The organism is Sphingopyxis sp. NFH-91 (genome assembly GCF_021401285.1).
Lineage (GTDB): Bacteria > Pseudomonadota > Alphaproteobacteria > Sphingomonadales > Sphingomonadaceae > Sphingopyxis > Sphingopyxis terrae_A.
On the sequence record NZ_JACBGA010000001.1, the window covers coordinates 886,716 to 906,085 of the forward strand.

Below are 19,370 nucleotides of genomic sequence, written 5' to 3' on the forward strand. Positions count from 1 at the left end.
CGCGGCATGGCCGGGGATCTGTTCGGCGACGATGCGCCGGTCGGGGCAGCCGATGCCACCGGGCCGGTTCCGCTCGCCGAACGGTTGCGCCCGCGCAGCCTCGCCGATGTCGTCGGACAGGAGCATCTGACCGGCGCCGAGGGCGCGATCGGGCGCATGGTTGCGGCGGGGCAATTGTCGTCGATCATCCTGTGGGGGCCGCCGGGCACGGGCAAGACGACGATCGCGCGGCTGCTGGCCGAAGCTGTGGGGATGCGCTTCGCGCCGCTGTCGGCGGTGTTTTCGGGCGTCGCCGACCTTAAAAAGGCGTTCGCCGATGCCGAGAAGATGGCGGCTGCGGGCAAGCGCACGCTGCTTTTCGTCGACGAGATTCACCGCTTCAACCGCGCGCAGCAGGACGGCTTCCTGCCTTTTGTCGAGCGCGGGACGGTCGTGCTCGTCGGCGCGACAACCGAGAACCCAAGTTTTGCGCTGAACGCCGCATTGCTCAGCCGCGCGCAGGTGCTGGTGCTGCACCGGCTCGATGAAGCGGCGCTCGCGCTGCTTGTCGAACGCGCAGAAGCGGATGTCGGGCGGAGCCTGCCGGTGACCGCGGACGCGCGGGCGGCGCTGATCGCCAGCGCGGACGGTGACGGGCGCTTCCTGCTCAACCAGGTCGAAACCCTGTTCGCGGCCGCGATCGCCGATCCGCTCGACGCGGCCCAGCTTGCGCAATTCCTGCACCGCCGCATGCCGGTCTACGACAAGGACCGTGACGGTCATTACAATCTGATCTCGGCGCTGCACAAATCGCTGCGCGGATCGGACCCGCAAGCGGCGCTCTATTGGCTTGCGCGCATGCTCGTCGCGGGGGAGGAGCCACTTTATGTCCTGCGCCGCCTCGTCCGCTTTGCGAGCGAGGATATCGGGCTCGCCGATCCGCAGGCGCTGACCCAATGCATTGCCGCTAAGGACGCCTATCAGTTTCTCGGCTCGCCCGAGGGCGAGCTCGCGATCGTGCAGGCGTGTCTCTATCTCGCGACCGCGCCCAAATCGAACGCCGCCTATGCTGCGCAAAAGGCGGCGTGGGCCGCGGCGCGCGAAACCGGCTCGCTTGCGCCCCCCGCGAACATTCTCAATGCGCCGACCAAGCTGATGAAGGATCTGGGTTATGGCGCAGGCTATGCCTATGACCATGATGCCCCCGACGGCTTTTCGGGCGACAATTACTGGCCCGATACCATGGCGCCCGCGACCTTCTATCGGCCCGTCGATCGTGGTTTCGAGAAGCGCGTCGCCGAGCGCATCGCCTGGTGGGACGAGCGCCGCCGCGCCGCGCGGGAGGAGCAGTGAGCGCCTTCCGTTTCGATGACTGGGACGATGTTGTCGCCTTTGCCTGCGCACTGCCCGATGTCGAAATGGCGCTCTTCTATGGCACTCCTTGCCCGAAAGTGAACGGCAAGGCCTTCGTTTCGCCGGGCCGCGAGGCCGGCAGTTTTCACGTCATGTGCCCGATCGAGGAAAAGGAGCTGTTGCTTGAAACCGACCCCGGTATCTTCTGGCAATCCCCGCATTATGAAGGCTGGCCCGGCCTGCTCGTTCGCTTCGCTCCCGCCGATCCCGGCCGGGTCGCCGACGTCATCCGCCGCGCCTGGTGGGATCGCGCCAAAAAGGCCCAGCGCGCGGCGTTCGGCCCGCGGCCCTGACGTGCGCGGGCGCGCGTTTCTCGTCGCCGCCATGGCGCTCACGGCGATGCCGGCGCAGGCTGCGGACGCGGGGGCCGATCTCAATCGCGCCTGGGCGGCGGGCTATCGCGCCGCCTTCACCTGCTCGGCGCTTTGGGACGGCGCGGGCAAGGCGATGGCCGATATCGAACGCGACGAGCTGACGGGCATCTATCCCGAAATCGAGGCCGACGTCCGCGCGTTGACCGCCGATGTCGACCAGACGGCACGCCGCGTTCTTGTCCGCTATCGCGGCGACATGCCGCCGCGCGTCGCGCAGTGGACCGGGCGGGACGGCTGCGTGACGCTGCCGATTGGCGCCGATCCCGCGTCGGGGCCCGGAGTTTCGCCGCAGAAGCGCGCCGACTTCGACGCACGGCCATGGCCGCTCGGCGATCAGGGTGCGCGCGCGCCGATCCCGCGCGGTCTGACGCGCTATGAAGCGGCGGTGATGAACATTGCCGGTTTCGGCGGGCGGACCAGCGCGCTGGTGATCGTCAAGGACGGCCGGATCGTCGTCGAGCACTATCAAGCCGGGCACGACGTCCATACCGCGCAGCGCACCTTTTCGGTTGCAAAGTCGCTGGCGGCGACGCTGATCGGCAATGCGGTGCTGCGCGGCAAGCTCGACGTGGCCGCGCCCGCGGCGATCGCCGAATGGCAATCGGCTGGCGATCCGCGCGCGCTCATCACCACCGAACAGCTCATGCGGATGGCGAGCGGTCTGACGAGCGACAGCGCCGGCAATCGCACCGATGCCATCTATATGGGCGGCGCATCGGTGCGCGCGTGGACGACGCAGTGGCCGCTGCTCAACCCGCCGGGCAGCCGCTATCGCTACGCCAACAACGACACGCTGCTCGCGACGCTGTCGCTGAAGGCCGCGCTGACGAAGGAGGGCGAGGCGCTCGATCCTGCGGCCTTTTTCGACCGGCTGGGCATGACGCGCACCTTCGTCGAACATGACAAGGATGGCGATTTCATCCTGTCGAGCCAGGTGTGGACGACCGCGCGCGATCTTGCCCGGCTCGGCCTCCTCTATCTCAACGATGGCGTCGCGGACGGTGAGCGCATTCTGCCCGCCGACTGGCGGCGCTTCGTTTCGACGCCGAGCGGCCCGCAGCCGGACGGGCCATTCGGTTATGGTGCCGGTTTCTGGCTGCTCGACAAATCGGCGGGCGTGCCGTCCGATGCTTTCGGCGCTTTCGGCAATCGCGGCCAATATGTGATCGTCATTCCGTCGCGGCGGCTGGTCATCGTCCGGCAGGGCTATGACGACGCGGCGCAGCGGCTCGATATTGCCAAACTCACCGCCGCCGTCGTCGCCGGCGACGACAAGACCGGCACCCGGAAATAAGGCCTCACTCCTGGCCAGGGTAGCGCACGAAGCTGGGCATCTCATCCAGCTTTTCCATCCAGCCGATCCGTTCGGCGACCTGGATCTGCGCGCCCGCGGGGATCAGGTCGGGATCGTCGAGCGTCCCCGACTGCACGTCGATCTTGCCGGGGAAAATCTGGTCGTTGGTATAGAAGAGGCCGGTACCGCAATCGCCGCAGAAATGGCGCCGCCCATGCTCCGAGGAGGCGTAGACCTGCGGCGTGCCGCTGAGCTCCAGATCGGCCTGTGCGACCAGCGCCCAGCCGACCATCGGCGCGCCGGCGTGGCGGCGGCAATCGCTGCAATGACACAGGGCGTGATGTTCTACCGCTGTCGGCATCGAATATCGGATCGCACCGCAATGGCACTGGCCGGAAGCGCGGGCAGGGGAATCGGTCATGTCTCTCTCCTTGGCTGGGAAGAGAACATACCATAAACATTTTCTCAAAGGCAATTACGTCGGCGGTCAAGCCGCGCGGTTACTCGCCCAGATCGACGTGGTGCTTCTGGGCCCAGTCGAGATATTGCCCGCGCGGGTTGGCGGCCGGGTGGGCGAGGATCGCCGGAACGTCGCGGCGCAGCGCGCCAAGGTCGAGCGAGCGGATCATCGCCTTTACCGGACCGACCCCGGCCGGCGTAATCGACAAGCGTTCGATCCCGATGCCGAGCAGCGCCATCGCTTCGAGCGGGCGGCCGCCCATTTCGCCGCAGACGCCAAGCGTGACCTTCGATCCCGACACCATTTTCACGACCCGCGCCAGATAGCGCATCACCGTCGGCGATAGCCAGTCATAGCGCTCGGCGAGCCGCGGGTGCGCGCGGTCAGCGGCGAAGAGGAACTGGGTCAGGTCATTGGTGCCGATCGACAGGAAGTCGAGGTGCGGCAGCATCAGATCGAGCGTCTCGATCAGACCCGGCACCTCGAGCATCGCGCCATAGCGGATCGCCGAGGGCAGCTTCTTGTTGTGCTGTTTCAGCCAGGCGCGCTGGTTGATGAACAACTGGCGTGCCGCCTCATATTCCCAGGGTTCGGACACCATCGGAAACATCACGTTCAGCGTGCGTCCCGCGGCCGCTTCCATCAGCGCCCGCGCCTGGACTTTCAACAGGCCTTCGCGTTCGAGCGCGAGGCGCAGCGCGCGCCACCCCATCGCCGGATTTTCCTCCAGCGCATTTTCGTCGACATTCATATAGGGCAGCGCCTTGTCGCCCCCGATGTCGACGGTGCGGAAGATGACAGGACGGTCGCCCGCTGCGTCGAGCACGTCGCGGTAGAGCCGCTGCTGCCGCTCGCGCTGCGGCAGCGTCGCCGACACGAGAAACTGGAATTCGGTCCGGAAGAGACCGATGCCGCGTGCGCCGGTGAGGTCGAGCGCCGCAACATCCTCGCGCAGCCCGGCGTTGATCATCAGCTCGATCGGGACCCCATCCTTAGTAATGGCGGGCAGATCGCGCAGCGACGCGAGGCTCGCGCGGCGCTTTTGCGAGATAACGAGCTTGGCATCGAAGGCGTCCTGCACCGCCTGCGTCGGGCGCACGTGCAGCGTTCCGGCGGCGGCATCGAGGAGCAGCATGTCGCCCTCGCGGATCGAGGTCCGGACGTCGCGGACCCGGCCCAGCACGGGGACGCCCATCGCACGCGCGACGATGATGACGTGCGCGGTCAGCGACCCTTCTTCCAGGATCACGCCCTTGAGACGGCGGCGATCATATTCGAGCAGCTCGGCGGGGCCGAGGTTGCGGGCGACGAGGATCGAATCCTGCCGCAGCCCGACTTGCGCCGCCGTCCCCATCTGCCCCGACACGATCCGGATCAGCCGGTTCGACAGGTCTTCCAGGTCGTGCATGCGGTCGCGCAGCAGCGCGTCGTCGATCTGGCGCATCCGCATCCGGGTGCGTTGCTGGACGCGTTCGATGGCCGCTTCGGCGGTCAGCCCGCTGTCGATCGCTTCGTTGATCCGCCGCGACCAGCCCTCGTCATAGGCGAACATCTTGTAGGTTTCGAGCACCTCCTCATGCTCGCCGCCGACGCCGAATTCGGCCTGGCTCGCCATGCGGTCGATCTGTTCGCGCATCTTGTCGAACGCGGCGTAAACGCGGTGGCGTTCGGCCTCGATATCGTCGGCGACCGTATGTTCGATATGCACGCGCGGCTGATGGAAAACCGCGATCCCGGCGCCCATGCCGTCGACCAGTTTCTGGCCCGACAGGCGCTGCATCGACTGGTCGGTTTCGCCCGCATCGATCCGCGCTGCGGTATCGACCAGGTCGGCGTTGGCGATCAGTTCGGACAGCACCATCGCGACCGTCTGCAGCGTTTCGATCTCGATCTCTTCATATCGGCGCGGTTCGGCATGCTGGACGCACAGGACGCCGACTGCGCGCTCGCGCCGGATGATCGGCACGCCGGCAAAGCTGTGGAACAGCTCCTCGCCCGTTTCAGGACGGTAGGAAAAGTCGGGATGCGCCGCCGCTTCGTCGAGGTTCAGCGTTTCGATCTGCTCGGCAATCGTGCCGACCAGGCCTTCGCCGAGGCCCAGCCGCGTGACGTGCACCGCCTCCTGCTTCAACCCGCGCGTGGCATAAAGTTCGAGCGCGCCTTCGCGCAGCAGATAGATGGAACAGACCTCGCTATCGAGGCATTCGCCGATGATGCCGACAACCTGGTTGAGCTTCGACTGCGCGTTGGTGCGCGCTGCCATCACCTCGTGCAGCCGCGTCAGGATCGTGCGGGCCGACTGGGCGGCGGATGTCGGCGGGGGCGGGGCGTTGGTCATCGTGCAATCCTGCTAACAGATGCACGGCGCCAACGCCATTGCCCGGCGCGACTTTTATCCCGCTATTCTGGCGGTTTCAGTTGCCGCCGACGGGCGCCCCGGACGGTCCCGAAACCGCCGTCGTGGCGGGTGCGGTCATCACCGGCGGGGGCGGGGCATATTTCGCGTCCCACGCGGCGACATCGGCCTGATATTTGGCGTAGGCTTCATAGAAATCGACGAAGGGCTGGTCGAGCTGCGCAAGCTGGGCCGGAGCCTGCGGGATGACCTGTGCCGACGGGGTCGATGAGACGAGCTGGGCGACCTCGTTGGCGCGAGCGCAGAAGGCGCGCTGCGCCGGGGGCTGCGCGAAATAGTTGAAAAGCTGCGTCGACAGCTTGTCGCGCGCGGCGATGCCGTTGGTGCGCGTTTCCTTGCCCAGATCGGCGATGACCGTTTTTTCGGTAGACCGGATCTGCTTGGCATGCGCCTTGATGATATTGTTGTACGCCGACACCAGTGTCGCTTCTTCGGCGCCGCGGCAACCGATCGCCGCGACGTTGAGCGCAATCTTGAGCTGCCAGAATGCGCGGTCGCCGCTGATGCCGCTGTTCGCGGTCATGAACCGGCCGTCAAGGCCGCGCGCGGGGAGGATTTGCGTAAGAGAGGCGTTGCCGGGGGGCAGGGGGCGCGGCGGGATGACCACGGCCACCGGCGGCGGCGGCGGCGGCGGGGGGGGCGGGGGCGGGGGTTTCGGCGCACAGGCGGCGACGCTTGCCAGCAGGCCGGCAACGATGATTTTACGCGACAAATTCATGACCTTCTCCCCAGCCGCATGCTTCATGCGGCGTCAACCCCGTGCGTGCAAGGCCGTTTCGGCCTGTTGCACCAAAGATGCGATGATCTCGGCAACGCTCTCTTCCTGCGTTACCATACCGACAGATTGCCCTGCCATTAACGAGCCGTTTTCGACGTCGCCGTCGATCACCGCGCGGCGCAGCGCGCCGGCCCAATAATGTTCGATTTCGAGCTGCGCCGCCGCCATGTCGACGGTGCCCCCGTCGAGCAGATTGGCAACCTCGCGCTGCTTGGCGGTAAAGGCTTCGGTGCCCGCATTCTTTAGCGCACGGACCGGGATGACGGGCAGGCGCGGATCGATCTGGACGCTGGCGATGGCGTCGCGCGCGGAGGCGCGAATGAACGCCTTTTTGAAATTGGGATGCGCGATGCTTTCGGTGGCGCAGACGAAGCGCGTGCCGAGCTGGACGCCCGCCGCGCCCATTTCCAGATAGCCGGCGATCGCCTCACCGCGGCCGATGCCGCCGGCGACGAAGATCGGCACCTCGGAAGCGAGCGCGGGCAGGATTTCCTGCGCGAGTACGCTCGTCGACACGGGGCCAATATGACCTCCCGCTTCCATCCCTTCAATTACCAGCGCATCGACGCCCGAGCGGACCAGCTTCTTTGCGAGCGCCAGCGTCGGCGCGAAGCATATCACCTTGGCGCCCGACGCCTTGATCGCCTCGAGGCTGCCTTTCGGAGGCAGTCCGCCCGCCAGCACGACATGGCCGACGCCATGTTTGGCGCACACCTCGATCAGCTCGAAAAGCTGCGGGTGCATGGTAATCAGGTTGACGCCGAAATTGCGGGTCGCCAGCGCCTTTGTCGCCGCGATCTCGGCATCCAGCAGCTCGGGCGTCATCGCACCGCAGGCGATCACGCCAAAGCCGCCGGCATTGCTGATCGCGCTGACCAGGTGGCGCTCGGAGACCCAGCTCATCGCGCCGCAGAGAATGGCGTAGTCGCTGCCCAGCAGAGCAGTACCGCGCGCCATGAGTTCGTTCAATTTGCTCATTGCTGCGCCTTTGCCAGCAGCCGCGCGCGCGCGCAATCCATTGCCGCGCACAGCCCCGAAGGCGGCACGGATTTCGCCGTTCGGCTGGGCGCGGGAAACTCTCCTTTCGGCGCCCAAAGCAAAACAATCATTGTCAACTAAAACAATTGGGATAGTCTTGGTGCCGAATCCACCAAAGGGGAAAGGAAATGTCATGACGTCGTCCCAAGACCCATCGCCCGGCGAGCGCGAGCCGCCCTCGCGCGCGGTTCAAGCCGTGCTCGATGCGCTTGAAAAGCTCCGCTTCGGCGCCATCCAACTGACCGTCCATGAAGGGCGGCTGGTGCAGGTCGATGTGACCGAACGGCACCGCTACCCCAACTGATACTCAAGCTCCCGACGGGGATAATCCCCGCCACCTGCCGCAGACCGGACCACCGGATGTGGCAATTTCTTGCAACAGGAAATTGTCATGATCCCAAAGTCATCGTCTCGCCGCCGGGTCGCTCCGGCCGCCATCCCGCTTACCCTTCTGCTGCTTCTTGGCGACGGTCCCGCCTTTGCAGCCGAAAATGCCGCTGACGAAACCGCAGCAGCAGACACCCTCGCGGGCGAAGGCCTGCAGGCCGCCTATGGCAATGAAATCGTCGTCACCGCCCGACGCCGAAGCGAAACCGCACAGGACGTCCCGATCGCCATTTCGGTCGTCGGCGGTGACCAGATCGACAGCACCGGCAGTTTCAACGTCGGCCGCCTCCAGCAACTCGCGCCGACGCTGCAATTCTACACGAGCAATCCGCGCAACTCGGCGGTCAATATCCGCGGGATCGGTGCGCCGTTCGGCCTGACCAACGACGGTATCGAACAGGGCGTCGGCATCTATGTCGACGACGTCTATTATTCGCGCGTCGCCTCCGCGACCTTTGACTTCCTCGATGTCGCGCAGATCGAAGTGCTGCGCGGTCCCCAGGGCACGCTCTATGGCAAGAACACGACCGCCGGGGCGATCAATATCACAACGAACCAGCCGACCTTCGATTTCGAGGGCAAGGCCGAACTCAGCATCGGCGACCTCAATTTCAAGCAGGCGAAGGCGGCGATTTCGGGGCCGCTGTCCGACCGGCTGGCGGCGCGCATCGCGGTGTCGGCGACGAGCCGCCGCGGCACCATCTACAATGTCACGACCGACCGCTGGATACAGAGCCAGGACAATATCGGCCTGCGCGGGCAATTGCTGTGGAAACCCACCGACACGCTCAGCGTCACGCTCGTCGGCGACTGGAACAAGCAGGACGCTGTATGCTGCGGTTCGGTGTTCGTGCGCACCGGCGCGACGCAGCGGCCGCTCGCCCGCCAATATGCCGCGCTCGCGGCGGCGCAGGGCTATACGGTGCCGAGCACCAATCCCTTTGACCGGCTGACCGACCTCGATGCCAATCTCAATGCCGGGAACGAGATCGGCGGCGTGGCGCTGCGCGCCAAATGGGATGTCGGTCCCGGCACGCTCACCTCGATCACCGCGTGGCGCTATTGGGACTGGCAGCCCGAGAACGACCGCGACTTCACCGGCTTGCCGATCGTCACCAGGTCGCAGAACCCGTCGCAGCAGAATCAATATACGCAGGAATTGCGCTACAATGTTTCGGGCGACCGCTTCGATTTCGTGCTTGGCGGCTTTGCGTTCCACCAGCGCATCGACACGCAAGGGACCGAGGCGCATGGCGCGGCCTCGAGCCGCTGGACGCTCAATCCAGCGAGCGCGCTCGCCAATGATCCGACCGTGCTCGACGGGCTGACGGCGCGCAACATGCAATATCTCAAGAACACCAGCCTCGCGCTGTTCGGGCAGCTGAGCTGGAAGATCACCGATCGGCTGACGGTCCAGCCCGGCGCGCGGATCAACTATGACAAGAAGGAGGGCTATTATCAGCGGCTGGTGTTCGCGGGCGACGGGTCACCGGTGACGCGGGCGCTGAACGACCCGGTGTCGGTGGCGCGGCTGGGTGTGTTTGCGCCGCAGGAATATGCGCCGAGCTTCAGCGACTGGAACTTCAGTTACGACCTGACCGCGACTTACAAGGCTGCGCGCGGTGTGCTGGTCTATGCAACCTATGCCAGGACGTTCAAATCGGGCGGTATCAATCAGAATGGCGTGCCGACCGATGCAGCCGGCAACCCGCTGCTCGGCGCCGCGACGATCAAGCCCGAAGCGGTCGATCATTACGAGGCGGGGTTGAAGACCGACTATTGGAACGGGAAGGGGACGGTCAACCTGGCAGTCTTCCGCACCGACATCGGTGATTATCAAGCCAATGTGAACAACGGACAGTTCGGGGTGTTGCGCGGCTATCTCGCCAATGCCGATAAGGTCCGCACACAGGGGATTGAGGCCGACGTCGCGATCCGCCCGAGCGAACGCTTCAATGCCTATGTCAACGGCGCCTACACCGACGCCAAATACCGGCGCTTCGTCGATGCGCCATGCCCGCCCGAATTGTCGGGCGGTGCGAACAGCCCCGCGAACTGCGACATATCGGGCGCGCGGCTGCCGGGCGTGTCGAAATGGGCGCTGTCTTTCGGCGCCGAAGCCAATGTGCCGGCATCGTTGTTCGGTCAGGAGGGACAGGTCTATCTGGGCTATGACGGCAGCTATCGTTCGAACTTCTCGTCGAACGCGAGCCCGTCAATCTACACCTGGGTCGACGGCTATTCGCTGTCGAATATCCGCGTCGGCTTCCGGGCAGAACGCCGCCTCGATGTCTTTGCCTGGGTCCGCAACGCGTTCGATCGCGATTATATCGATCAGCTTTTTGTCGGTCCGGGCAATACCGGCCTGATCACCGGGCTTCCAGGCGATCCCCGCACGTGGGGCGGGACGATCAAATTCGGCTTCTGACCGGGGCGGGAGCGCAAGGCCGACGGAAAAGGGGCCGCCCGATGGGCGGCCCCTTTCACAGGCCGGCGGCGTTAGCGCTGCTGGCCGGGATTGCGCTCTTCTTCGCGGCGCTGTTCGCCCGGCTGGCGGTTCTGGCCGTCCTGCTGTTGCTGCTGACGGCGCTGTTCTTCTTCGCGATCCGCCTGCGGCTTCTGCTGGTTCTGGTTGGGGGTATTAGCCACTTTCCTTCTCCTTGCAGTCCGGCTGCAAGTATCGCGGCCGGACCCATGAAAAACCCGCGGCGAACGCGCGATGTTCCTCGGTTCGTCGCATCCGCGTCCGGTCGTGGCGGCGGGGCGACGAGTGACTGATCCCGATCGTCCTTCGCGTGTTAATGATCGGAAGGGTCGATCACTGAATACAGCTTATTCGGTTATGTCGATGGGACCGCGCAGCCTATCCTCGGCCTGTCAGAAGGAGAGGATAGCGCCACCGACTCGGTGCAATGCCGGTCGGCCCGACTTTGCCCGTCACGCGTCCGTCACCGCGCCGCGTCACAATCCAATAATCCAAAAGAGGAGAGATTGCATGAACGACCAGACCCCCATCGACGCCGCAGGCGGTTGTCCCGTTCACAAGGGCGGCATGCGCGCGCTGCTCGGCCGCACAAACAAGGATTGGTGGCCGGACATGCTGGCGACCGACATCCTCACCCCCAACGGGCCTTCCAACCCGATGGGCGAAGATTTCGACTATGCCGAAGCGTTCAAATCGCTCGATTATCAGGCGCTGAAGGATGATCTGACCGCGCTAATGACCGACAGCCAACCGTGGTGGCCCGCCGACTATGGTCATTATGGGCCCTTCTTCATCCGCATGGCGTGGCACGCCGCGGGTACCTACCGCACCGCCGATGGCCGCGGCGGCGCCAATAGCGGGCAACAGCGTTTCGCGCCGCTCGACAGCTGGCCCGACAACGGCAATCTCGACAAGGCGCGGCGCCTGCTTTGGCCGATCAAGCAAAAATATGGCAACAAGATCAGCTGGGCCGATCTGTTCATCCTCACCGGCAATGTGGCGATCGAAAGCATGGGCGGTCCGGTCTTCGGTTTCGGCGGCGGCCGCGTCGATGTCTATGAACCCGAACGCGACATCTATTGGGGCAGCGAAGACAAGTGGGTGAACGAAGGCGTGCAGACGCGCATCGATCCCAAGCACGGCTTCGAAGTGATCGAGGGACCTCTCGCGGCGATCCAGATGGGGCTGATCTACGTCAACCCCGAAGGACCGCAGGGCAATCCGCACGATGACGAAGGCATGGCGCGCGACATGAAGGAAACCTTCGCGCGCATGGCGATGAACGACGAGGAAACCGTCGCGCTGACCGCGGGCGGGCATACATTCGGCAAGGCGCATGGCAATGGCGACGCCTCGAAGCTGGGGGCCGCACCCGCGGGCGGCGATCTCGCTGCGCAGGGCTTCGGCTGGGTCAGCGGCGAGGAGCATGGGGGCATCGGCGAACATGCCGTCACGAGCGGCATCGAGGGCGCCTGGACCAACACCCCCGACAAATGGACCGAAAATTATTTCCGGTTGCTGTTCGACTATGATTACGAGCTGGTGAAATCGCCCGCGGGCGCGAACCAGTGGCAGCCGATCGGTCAGAAGGAAGAGGATATGGCGCCGGCGGCGTGGGATCCGAACATCAAGGTGCCCACGATGATGACGACCGCCGACATGGCGCTGAAGCGCGATCCTGAATACCGCAAGATCAGCGAGAGGTTTCGCAGTGACCACGAAGCGTTCAAGGACGCCTTCGCGCGCGCTTGGTTCAAGCTGACGCACCGCGACATGGGTCCGAAAACCCGCTACCTCGGCCCCGAAGTACCCGCCGAAGACCTGATCTGGCAGGACCCTATCCCCGCAGGCACCATGCCTTCGGATGCCGAGGTCAAGGCAGTGAAGGACAAGATCGCCGCGAGCGGCCTCACCGTCAGCCAACTCATCAAGACGGCGTGGGCCTCCGCCAGCACCTTCCGCAAGTCGGACTTTCGCGGGGGTGCCAATGGTGCGCGGGTTCGCCTCGCGCCGCAAAAGGACTGGGAAGTCAACGAACCGGCGATGCTGGCCAAGGTGCTCGATACGCTCGACGGGCTGCGCGGGTCCATGTCGATGGCCGACGCCATCGTGCTCGGCGGCGTTGTGGGTCTTGAAAAGGCGATCAAGGACGCGGGCTTCAACGTCGCGGTGCCCTTCACCGGCGGCCGCGGCGACGCGACGGCCGAACAGACCGATGCCGACAGCTTCGCGGTGATGGAACCCGAAGCCGATGCATTCCGCAACTATCTCGGCAAGAAGAAGCTGGCGGTGAAGACCGAGGAAATGATGCTCGACCGCGCGTCGCTGCTCGGCCTGTCGGTGCCCGAAATGACGGTGCTGATTGGCGGCCTGCGCGTGCTCGGTGCCAATCATGGCGATCGCGGGCATGGCCATTTCACCAAGCGTTCGGGCCAGTTGACGAACGACTATTTCGTCAACCTGCTCGACATGACCAATGTGTGGAAGGCCGTCGACGGATCGGATGACCAGGAATATGTGGCAACCGATCGCAAGAGCGGGGGCGAAACCTGGCGCGCAACCCGCGCCGACCTCGTCTTCGGTTCCAATTCGGAACTCCGCGCTGTCGCCGAAGTCTACGCCGAGACGGGCCACGAGGAAAAGTTCGTCAAGGACTTTGTCAAAGCTTGGACGAAGATCATGAACGCCGATCGTTTCGACCTCGCGTAACCGGGCAGGCGCCGGTCCCGAACATGCCTCGGGACCGGCCGCCAACCCTCATGGCGACGGGTCGCGACCCGCCTTCCGGGGACATGGGCCCGGGAGGCGGGTCATATTTTATGAGGGGGTCAATGCCGAAAGCTTCGAACGGTCGTTCGTTTGCCCGGCGGCGAACTTACTAGAAATCGACGTCTTCATAATATTTGGGCGGCGTCACGATTTCCATCCGTTCTGCCAGCAGCGGCCGGAAACTCGGGCGCGACTTGAGGCCTGAATACCAGCCCTTAGTCTGATCGTGTCCGGTCCAGTCGATGCCGCCCAGATAGTCGGCGACCGAGATGTGCGCCGCGGCGGCGAGATCGGCGAGGCTCATCGTCGCACCGGCAAGCCAGGTGCGATGGTCGATGAGATAGTCGATATAGTCGAGGTGCTGGTTCGCCGCCTTCATCGCTTCGCGCAGCGCGCCGCCGTCGGGTGGCTGGCGGTGGACGATGCGCTTCTGCATCCGTTCGAAAAGCAGCGGGCCGGTGACTTCGAAATAGAATTCCTGATCGAACCAGGCGACCAGGCGGCGGATCTCGGCGCGATTGGCGGCGGTGCCGTTGATCATTGCCTTGCCCTCGACCGTCTCCTCGAAATATTCGGCGATGGCGTTGCTGTCGATGAGCACTTGTCCGCGCCCCTCGTCCACCATCACCGGGGTACGCCCGGCGGGGTTCAGGTCGACGAATTCGTCACGGCGTTCCCACGGTGATTCGCGCACCAATTCATAACCAACGCCCTTTTCGCCGAGCAGCAGCCGGACCTTGCGCGAGAAGGGACAGAGAGGGAATTGATAGAGTTGCCACATGATCATCCGCATAGCGTCAGCGAGGCGGCGCGTCCAATGGCTATGGCGGACTTATCAACCGGGTCGGTTCGGGTCAGCACGCAAGCGGTGCGCTATTGCCGCGCCGTGGTGCGTTCAGCTTCCCATTGCGCCAGAAGATCACGCGCCATATCCTTGATAACCGGAGCATAAGCGGCGACGGCAGAAGCGGCATGACCGGCCATGCGCGCGCTTGCGCGAACGTCGCCGCCCATACGCTCGGCATAGCCGGGGTCGCGCCCCGCGATGTCACCGATGGTTGCGTCGGCGGGTATGCGGGCGGCATCGGACGACGGATCGACGCGCGCGACGGCTTCGGCGAGCGGACCGACGGGCATCTGCATCATTGCACCGACCAGAGCCGTGATCGTGTCGGCCATCCGGTCCTGCGTCGCCGGATCGTTCAGCACGGCGGCAGCGTCGCGCGCATCCGCCGCCGACGCCGGCACGGGGGCGAGGAGTGCGAGAAGCGGAAGGGCGGCGCGGATCGGTCGCATGGAATCATCCTTTCGGAAGCGCGAAACATCAGCGCCGCACATAGCGGCCCGACGCTTTCGCGCGGCTGAATAACCTATCGTCTTGCGGCAGACTGGGGCCTTGATGCGGCAGACGTCCCCGGCGAGGGCCGGGGACACCGGCTATTCGGCGGCGACCGCCTGTGCAGGCCGGTCGCTGAGCGGATGCGCGAGACGCCCGATCATTTCCTTGGGACACACCTGCCAGAAACGCGTGCGCCAGCGATCCCAGTCGGCAAGCACCTCGGCCGACCATTTGCTGCCGGTTGCCGCCGCATGCTCCTCGACAAGTGCGCGCAAGGCGCCTTCCCAATGTGCGCTGTCGAGCCGTTGCCAGACGATCGATTCGGGATTGGCGCGGCTTTCGAAGCTTTCATCGACGTCGAGGACGAAGGCCATGCCGCCGGTCATGCCGGCGCCGAAATTCGACCCTACCGCACCCAGGATCACCGCCGTGCCGCCGGTCATATATTCGCAGCCATTGGCACCGCAGCCTTCGATCACGACTTTCGCGCCCGAGTTGCGGACCGCAAAGCGTTCGCCCGCCTGGCCCGCCGCGAGCAAGGTGCCTGCGGTCGCGCCGTAGAGGACGGTGTTGCCGACGATGCTGTTATGCTGGCTGACCAGCGGGCTCGACACGGTCGGCCGCACGATGATGCGCCCACCCGACAGGCCCTTGCCGACATAGTCGTTCGCATCGCCGAACACTTCGAGCGTGATGCCCTGGCAGAGGAAGGCGCCGAGCGACTGCCCGGCGGTTCCGCGCAGACGCACCTGCACATGGTCGTCGGCAAGCCCGGTCATCCCGAAACGCGCCGTAACTTCGGCCGAGAGGCGCGTGCCGACGGCACGGTGGGTGTTGCGGACGTTATAAGTGAGCTGCATCCGCTCACCGCGATCAAACAAAGGTTTCGCATCGTTCAAGATCTGCGCGTCGAGGCTGTCGGGCACCGGGTTGCGGAAATTCGGTCCCTGCGAGCGGCGCTGCTCGTCGGGCGCATCAACCTTGGCGAGGATCGGATTGAGGTCGAGGTCGTCGAGATGCTCGGCACCGCGGCTGACCTGGCGGAGAAGCTCGGTGCGGCCGATCACCTCGTCGAGGCTGCGGCAGCCGAGCTTGGCGAGGATTTCGCGCACTTCCTCGGCGATGAAGGTCATCAGGTTGATGACCTTTTCGGGCGACCCCGTAAACTTCTGCCGCAGCTTCTCGTCCTGCGTGCAGACCCCGACGGGGCAGGTGTTCGAATGGCACTGGCGCACCATGATGCAACCCATGGCGACAAGGCTCAGCGTCCCGATGCCATATTCCTCGGCGCCCAGGATGGCGGCGATGACGATGTCGCGCCCGGTCTTGAGCCCGCCGTCGGTGCGCAGGCGGATGCGGTGCCGAAGGCCGTTGAGCGTCAGTACCTGGTTGACTTCGCTGAGGCCCATTTCCCAAGGGGTGCCGGCATATTTGATGCTCGTCTGGGGCGAAGCGCCCGTGCCGCCGGTATTGCCCGAGACAAGGATCACGTCGGCGTGCGCCTTGGCAACGCCCGCCGCGACGGTGCCGATGCCCGCCGAGCTGACGAGCTTCACGCAGACGCGCGCCTTCGGATTGATCTGCTTCAAATCGTAGATGAGCTGTGCAAGATCCTCGATCGAATAGATGTCGTGGTGCGGCGGCGGCGAGATCAGCATCACGCCCGGCGTCGAATGGCGCAGGCGCGCGATGAATTCGGTGACCTTGAAGCCCGGAAGCTGGCCGCCTTCGCCCGGCTTGGCACCCTGTGCGACCTTGATTTCGATCTCGTCGCAGGCGCCGAGATATTCGGCCGTGACGCCGAAGCGGCCCGACGCGATCTGCTTGATGTTGCTGTTGGCATTGTCGCCATTGGCATAAGGCTTGTAGCGTTCGCTTGCTTCGCCGCCTTCGCCCGACACCGCCTTCGCGCCGATGCGGTTCATCGCAATCGCCAGCGTTTCATGCGCTTCGGGGGATAGTGCGCCCAACGACATGCCCGGGGTGACGAAGCGCTTGCGGATTTCGGTGATCGCCTCGACGCTGTCGAGCGCTATGCCCTGCGCTGGGAAGTTGAATTCCATCAGGTCGCGCAGATAGATGGGCGGCAGGTCGGCGACCCCGCGCGCGAATTGCAGATAGGTCGAATAGCTGTCGGTCGCGACGGCGGTCTGCAGCAAGTGCATGAGCTGCGCCGAATAGGCGTGCGCTTCGCCGCCCGCGCGCTGGCGATAGAAGCCGCCGATGGGGAGCGTCGTGACGCGCGCGTCGAACGCCGCCTCATGCTTCTCGGTCGCGTTGATGAAGAGCGACTGATAGCCTTCGCCCGAAATCTTGGCCGGCATGCCGGGGAAGAGATCGTTTACGAGCGCGCGGCTAAGGCCGACCGCCTCGAAATTATAGCCGCCGCGATAGGAGGAGATCACCGCGATCCCCATCTTGGCCATGATCTTCAAGAGGCCGTCGTCGATTGCCTTGCGGAAGCGCTGCAGCGCGTCGGCGAGCGCTAGGTCGCCGAACAGGCCGCGCGACAGACGGTCGGCGATCGCCGCTTCGGCGAGATAGGCGTGGACCGTGGTCGCGCCGACGCCGATGAGCACCGCAAAGCCGTGCGTGTCGAGTATCTCGGCCGAGCGGACGTTGATCGAGGCGTAGCTGCGCAACCCCTTGCGCACGAGGTGCGTGTGGACCGCCGCAGCGGCGAGCACCATTGCGACCCCGACGCGATCTTCGCCGATAGTCTGGTCGGAAAGGAACAGCTCGCTCCGCCCCGCGCGCACGGCGTCCTCTGCCTCGCGCCGGATGCGCGCGATCGCGTCGCGCAGCGTCGAGGCGTCGCCGCCGGTTGGGAAAGTGCAATCGATCTCGGCCACTGCATCGCCGAAATAGGCGCGCAGCCGGTCCCAGTCGTCGCCGACGAGCACCGGCGAATCGATGACGAGCACGTGCGGGCTCTGGCCTTTTTCGTCGAGAATATTGGCAAGGTTCGAAAAGCGCGTCTTCAGGCTCATCACATGCCGTTCGCGCAGGCTGTCGATGGGCGGGTTGGTGACCTGGCTGAAGTTCTGGCGGAAGAATTGCGCGACATGGCGCGGCTTGTCGGAAATGACCGCGAGCGGCGTGTCGTCGCCCATCGAGCCGATCGCTTCCTTCGCATCCTCGACCATCGGCGAAAGGATGAGTTCCATATCTTCCATCGTGAAGCCGGCGGCGACCTGGCGGCGCAGCAGTTCGGCGCGGTCAAAGCCCGGCAGGCTCGACTTGCCGCCCTTGGGCAGGTCGGCCATCGTGCGGAAACCCTTCACGCGCGCCGCATAATCGTGCGTTCCCGCGATCTTGTCCTTGATCGCGCGGTCTTCGTAGAGAGTGCCTTCGTCGAGGTCGACGGCGATCATCTGGCCGGGGCCGAGGCGACCCTTCTTGCGGATGCTCGCCTCGGGCAGCAGTACCATGCCGCTTTCAGAGCCAACGACGAGCAGATTGTCGGCCGTCAGCGTGTAGCGCAGCGGACGAAGTGCGTTGCGGTCCATCCCCGCGACTGCCCAGCGGCCGTCGGTCATCGCGAGCGCGGCTGGGCCGTCCCACGGCTCCATCACGCTTGCGAGAAAGTTGTACATCGCCTTGTGCGCGGCGGGCATTTCTTCATCGGTGGCCCAGGCTTCGGGGACCAGAATCAGCTTTGCGGTCGGCGCATCGCGGCCCGCGCGGCATAGCGTCTCGAACACTGCGTCGAGCGCTGCCGTATCGCTGGCGCCAGCCGGGATCACCGGCTTGATGTCTTCCGAATGTTCGCCGAAGGCGAGGCTCGCCATCTTGATCTCGTGGCTTTTCATCCAGTTCTTGTTGCCGCGGATTGTGTTGATCTCGCCATTATGAGCGAGGGTGCGGAACGGCTGGGCGAGCCACCATTGCGGGAAGGTGTTGGTCGAATAGCGCTGGTGGAAAATCGCAACCCGGCTCTCGAACAGCTTGTTCGCAAGGTCGGGATAGAAATCCGCCAGGCTCTCGGCGAGGAACAGTCCCTTGTAGATGATCGATCGCGCAGACAGGCTGCAGATGTAGAAATCGGCGATCTGCGCCGCAATCACCTTCTTTTCGATGCGGCGGCGGACGAGATAGAGCTGCTTTTCGAATTCGTCGATAGACTGCTCCTCGGGCAGGGGGCCGGCAATCATGATCTGTTCGATTTCGGGGCGCGTGCGCTGCGCCTTGTCGCCGATCACCGACACGTCGACCGGAACCTGGCGCCAGCCATAGATGGTGTAGCCCGCGTCGATGATTTCGGATTCGACGATCGTGCGGCATGCTTCCTGCGCGCCCAAGTCGGTGCGCGGCAGGAAGATCATGCCGACGGCGAGGCGGTTCGGCAGCACCTTGTGCCCCGATGCCGCGATCGCATCGTCGAAAAAGCGCTCCGGCAGGTCGACATGGATACCCGCACCATCGCCCGTCTTGCCGTCGGCATCGACGGCGCCGCGGTGCCAGACGGCGCGCAGCGCCTCGATCGCCGCCTCGACGACGCGGCGCGAGGCCTTGCCGTCGGTCGCCGCGACCATGCCGACGCCGCAGGCATCGGACTCGAGGTCGGGGCGATACATGCCGTCTTCGGCAAGCCGCTGGTGATCGGGGGTGGGGTAATGGGTCATGTCTTGGTTCCTG

Annotated in this window: 14 protein-coding genes; 6 read left to right on the plus strand and 8 right to left on the minus strand. The window is 65.0% G+C overall.

The features are described 5' to 3' along the window. The first annotated feature begins 6 nt into the window (after nt 1-6). From L0963_RS04400 to L0963_RS04410, 3 genes are read left to right on the plus strand one after another with little or no spacing between them, the layout of a single operon-like run. Complete coding sequence (locus L0963_RS04400; RefSeq protein WP_217372557.1) at nt 7-1,332, plus strand: replication-associated recombination protein A; 1,326 nt, start codon at nt 7-9, stop codon at nt 1,330-1,332. Beyond that, on the plus strand, nt 1,329-1,685 hold the full coding sequence (locus L0963_RS04405) for an MmcQ/YjbR family DNA-binding protein (RefSeq protein ID WP_234178590.1): 357 nt from the start codon (nt 1,329-1,331) through the stop codon (nt 1,683-1,685). The genes L0963_RS04400 and L0963_RS04405 overlap by 4 nt, the downstream gene beginning before the upstream one ends. Before the next feature lies 1 nt (nt 1,686). Continuing rightward, nucleotides 1,687-3,060 carry a serine hydrolase domain-containing protein gene (locus L0963_RS04410; RefSeq protein ID WP_234178591.1) on the plus strand — a complete coding sequence of 458 codons (1,374 nt, stop codon included), beginning with the start codon at nt 1,687-1,689 and terminating at the stop codon, nt 3,058-3,060. A 4-nt stretch (nt 3,061-3,064) separates the two neighbouring features. Here the strand turns inward: L0963_RS04410 and L0963_RS04415 are convergent, their stop codons facing one another. The 4 genes from L0963_RS04415 to L0963_RS04430 form a co-directional block, all read right to left on the minus strand. After that, nucleotides 3,065-3,481, minus strand: a complete 417-nt coding sequence (locus L0963_RS04415) for a GFA family protein (RefSeq protein ID WP_217372556.1) — start codon at nt 3,479-3,481, stop codon at nt 3,065-3,067. A 79-nt stretch (nt 3,482-3,560) separates the two neighbouring features. Beyond that, a complete protein-coding gene (gene ptsP / locus L0963_RS04420; protein WP_062900471.1) occupies nt 3,561-5,858 on the minus strand; it encodes a phosphoenolpyruvate--protein phosphotransferase in 2,298 nt (765 codons plus the stop codon). A 76-nt stretch (nt 5,859-5,934) separates the two neighbouring features. Further along, nucleotides 5,935-6,654 (minus strand): hypothetical protein, encoded by a 720-nt coding sequence (locus tag L0963_RS04425; protein WP_234178592.1) that lies wholly within the window; start codon nt 6,652-6,654, stop codon nt 5,935-5,937. Between the two features lie 33 nt (nt 6,655-6,687). Then, nucleotides 6,688-7,692 (minus strand): NAD(P)H-dependent flavin oxidoreductase, encoded by a 1,005-nt coding sequence (locus L0963_RS04430; RefSeq protein ID WP_062902947.1) that lies wholly within the window; start codon nt 7,690-7,692, stop codon nt 6,688-6,690. A gap of 193 nt (nt 7,693-7,885) precedes the next feature. On the opposite strand from L0963_RS04430, the gene L0963_RS04435 reads away from it, so the two are divergent. Continuing rightward, nucleotides 7,886-8,056 carry a YezD family protein gene (locus tag L0963_RS04435; protein ID WP_082813399.1) on the plus strand — a complete coding sequence of 57 codons (171 nt, stop codon included), beginning with the start codon at nt 7,886-7,888 and terminating at the stop codon, nt 8,054-8,056. A gap of 87 nt (nt 8,057-8,143) precedes the next feature. Then, nucleotides 8,144-10,567 (plus strand): TonB-dependent receptor, encoded by a 2,424-nt coding sequence (locus L0963_RS04440; protein WP_234178594.1) that lies wholly within the window; start codon nt 8,144-8,146, stop codon nt 10,565-10,567. A 71-nt stretch (nt 10,568-10,638) separates the two neighbouring features. Here the strand turns inward: L0963_RS04440 and L0963_RS04445 are convergent, their stop codons facing one another. Then, nucleotides 10,639-10,788 carry a hypothetical protein gene (locus L0963_RS04445; protein WP_186402752.1) on the minus strand — a complete coding sequence of 50 codons (150 nt, stop codon included), beginning with the start codon at nt 10,786-10,788 and terminating at the stop codon, nt 10,639-10,641. A gap of 346 nt (nt 10,789-11,134) precedes the next feature. Between L0963_RS04445 and katG the strand changes: the two genes are divergently transcribed. After that, on the plus strand, nt 11,135-13,333 hold the full coding sequence (gene katG / locus L0963_RS04450) for a catalase/peroxidase HPI (RefSeq protein ID WP_062900467.1): 2,199 nt from the start codon (nt 11,135-11,137) through the stop codon (nt 13,331-13,333). A gap of 169 nt (nt 13,334-13,502) precedes the next feature. On the opposite strand, the gene L0963_RS04455 is transcribed toward katG, so the two are convergent. The 3 genes from L0963_RS04455 to gltB form a co-directional block, all read right to left on the minus strand. Then, the gene (locus L0963_RS04455; protein ID WP_062902946.1) at nt 13,503-14,174 is read right to left on the minus strand and encodes a glutathione S-transferase family protein; all 672 of its coding nucleotides are present in this window, start codon (nt 14,172-14,174) and stop codon (nt 13,503-13,505) included. Nucleotides 14,175-14,266: 92 nt separating this feature from the next. Beyond that, a complete protein-coding gene (locus L0963_RS04460) occupies nt 14,267-14,689 on the minus strand; it encodes a hypothetical protein (protein ID WP_217372555.1) in 423 nt (140 codons plus the stop codon). A 141-nt stretch (nt 14,690-14,830) separates the two neighbouring features. Then, nucleotides 14,831-19,357 carry a glutamate synthase large subunit gene (gltB, locus tag L0963_RS04465; RefSeq protein ID WP_062900466.1) on the minus strand — a complete coding sequence of 1,509 codons (4,527 nt, stop codon included), beginning with the start codon at nt 19,355-19,357 and terminating at the stop codon, nt 14,831-14,833. Nucleotides 19,358-19,370: the final 13 nt, after the last annotated feature.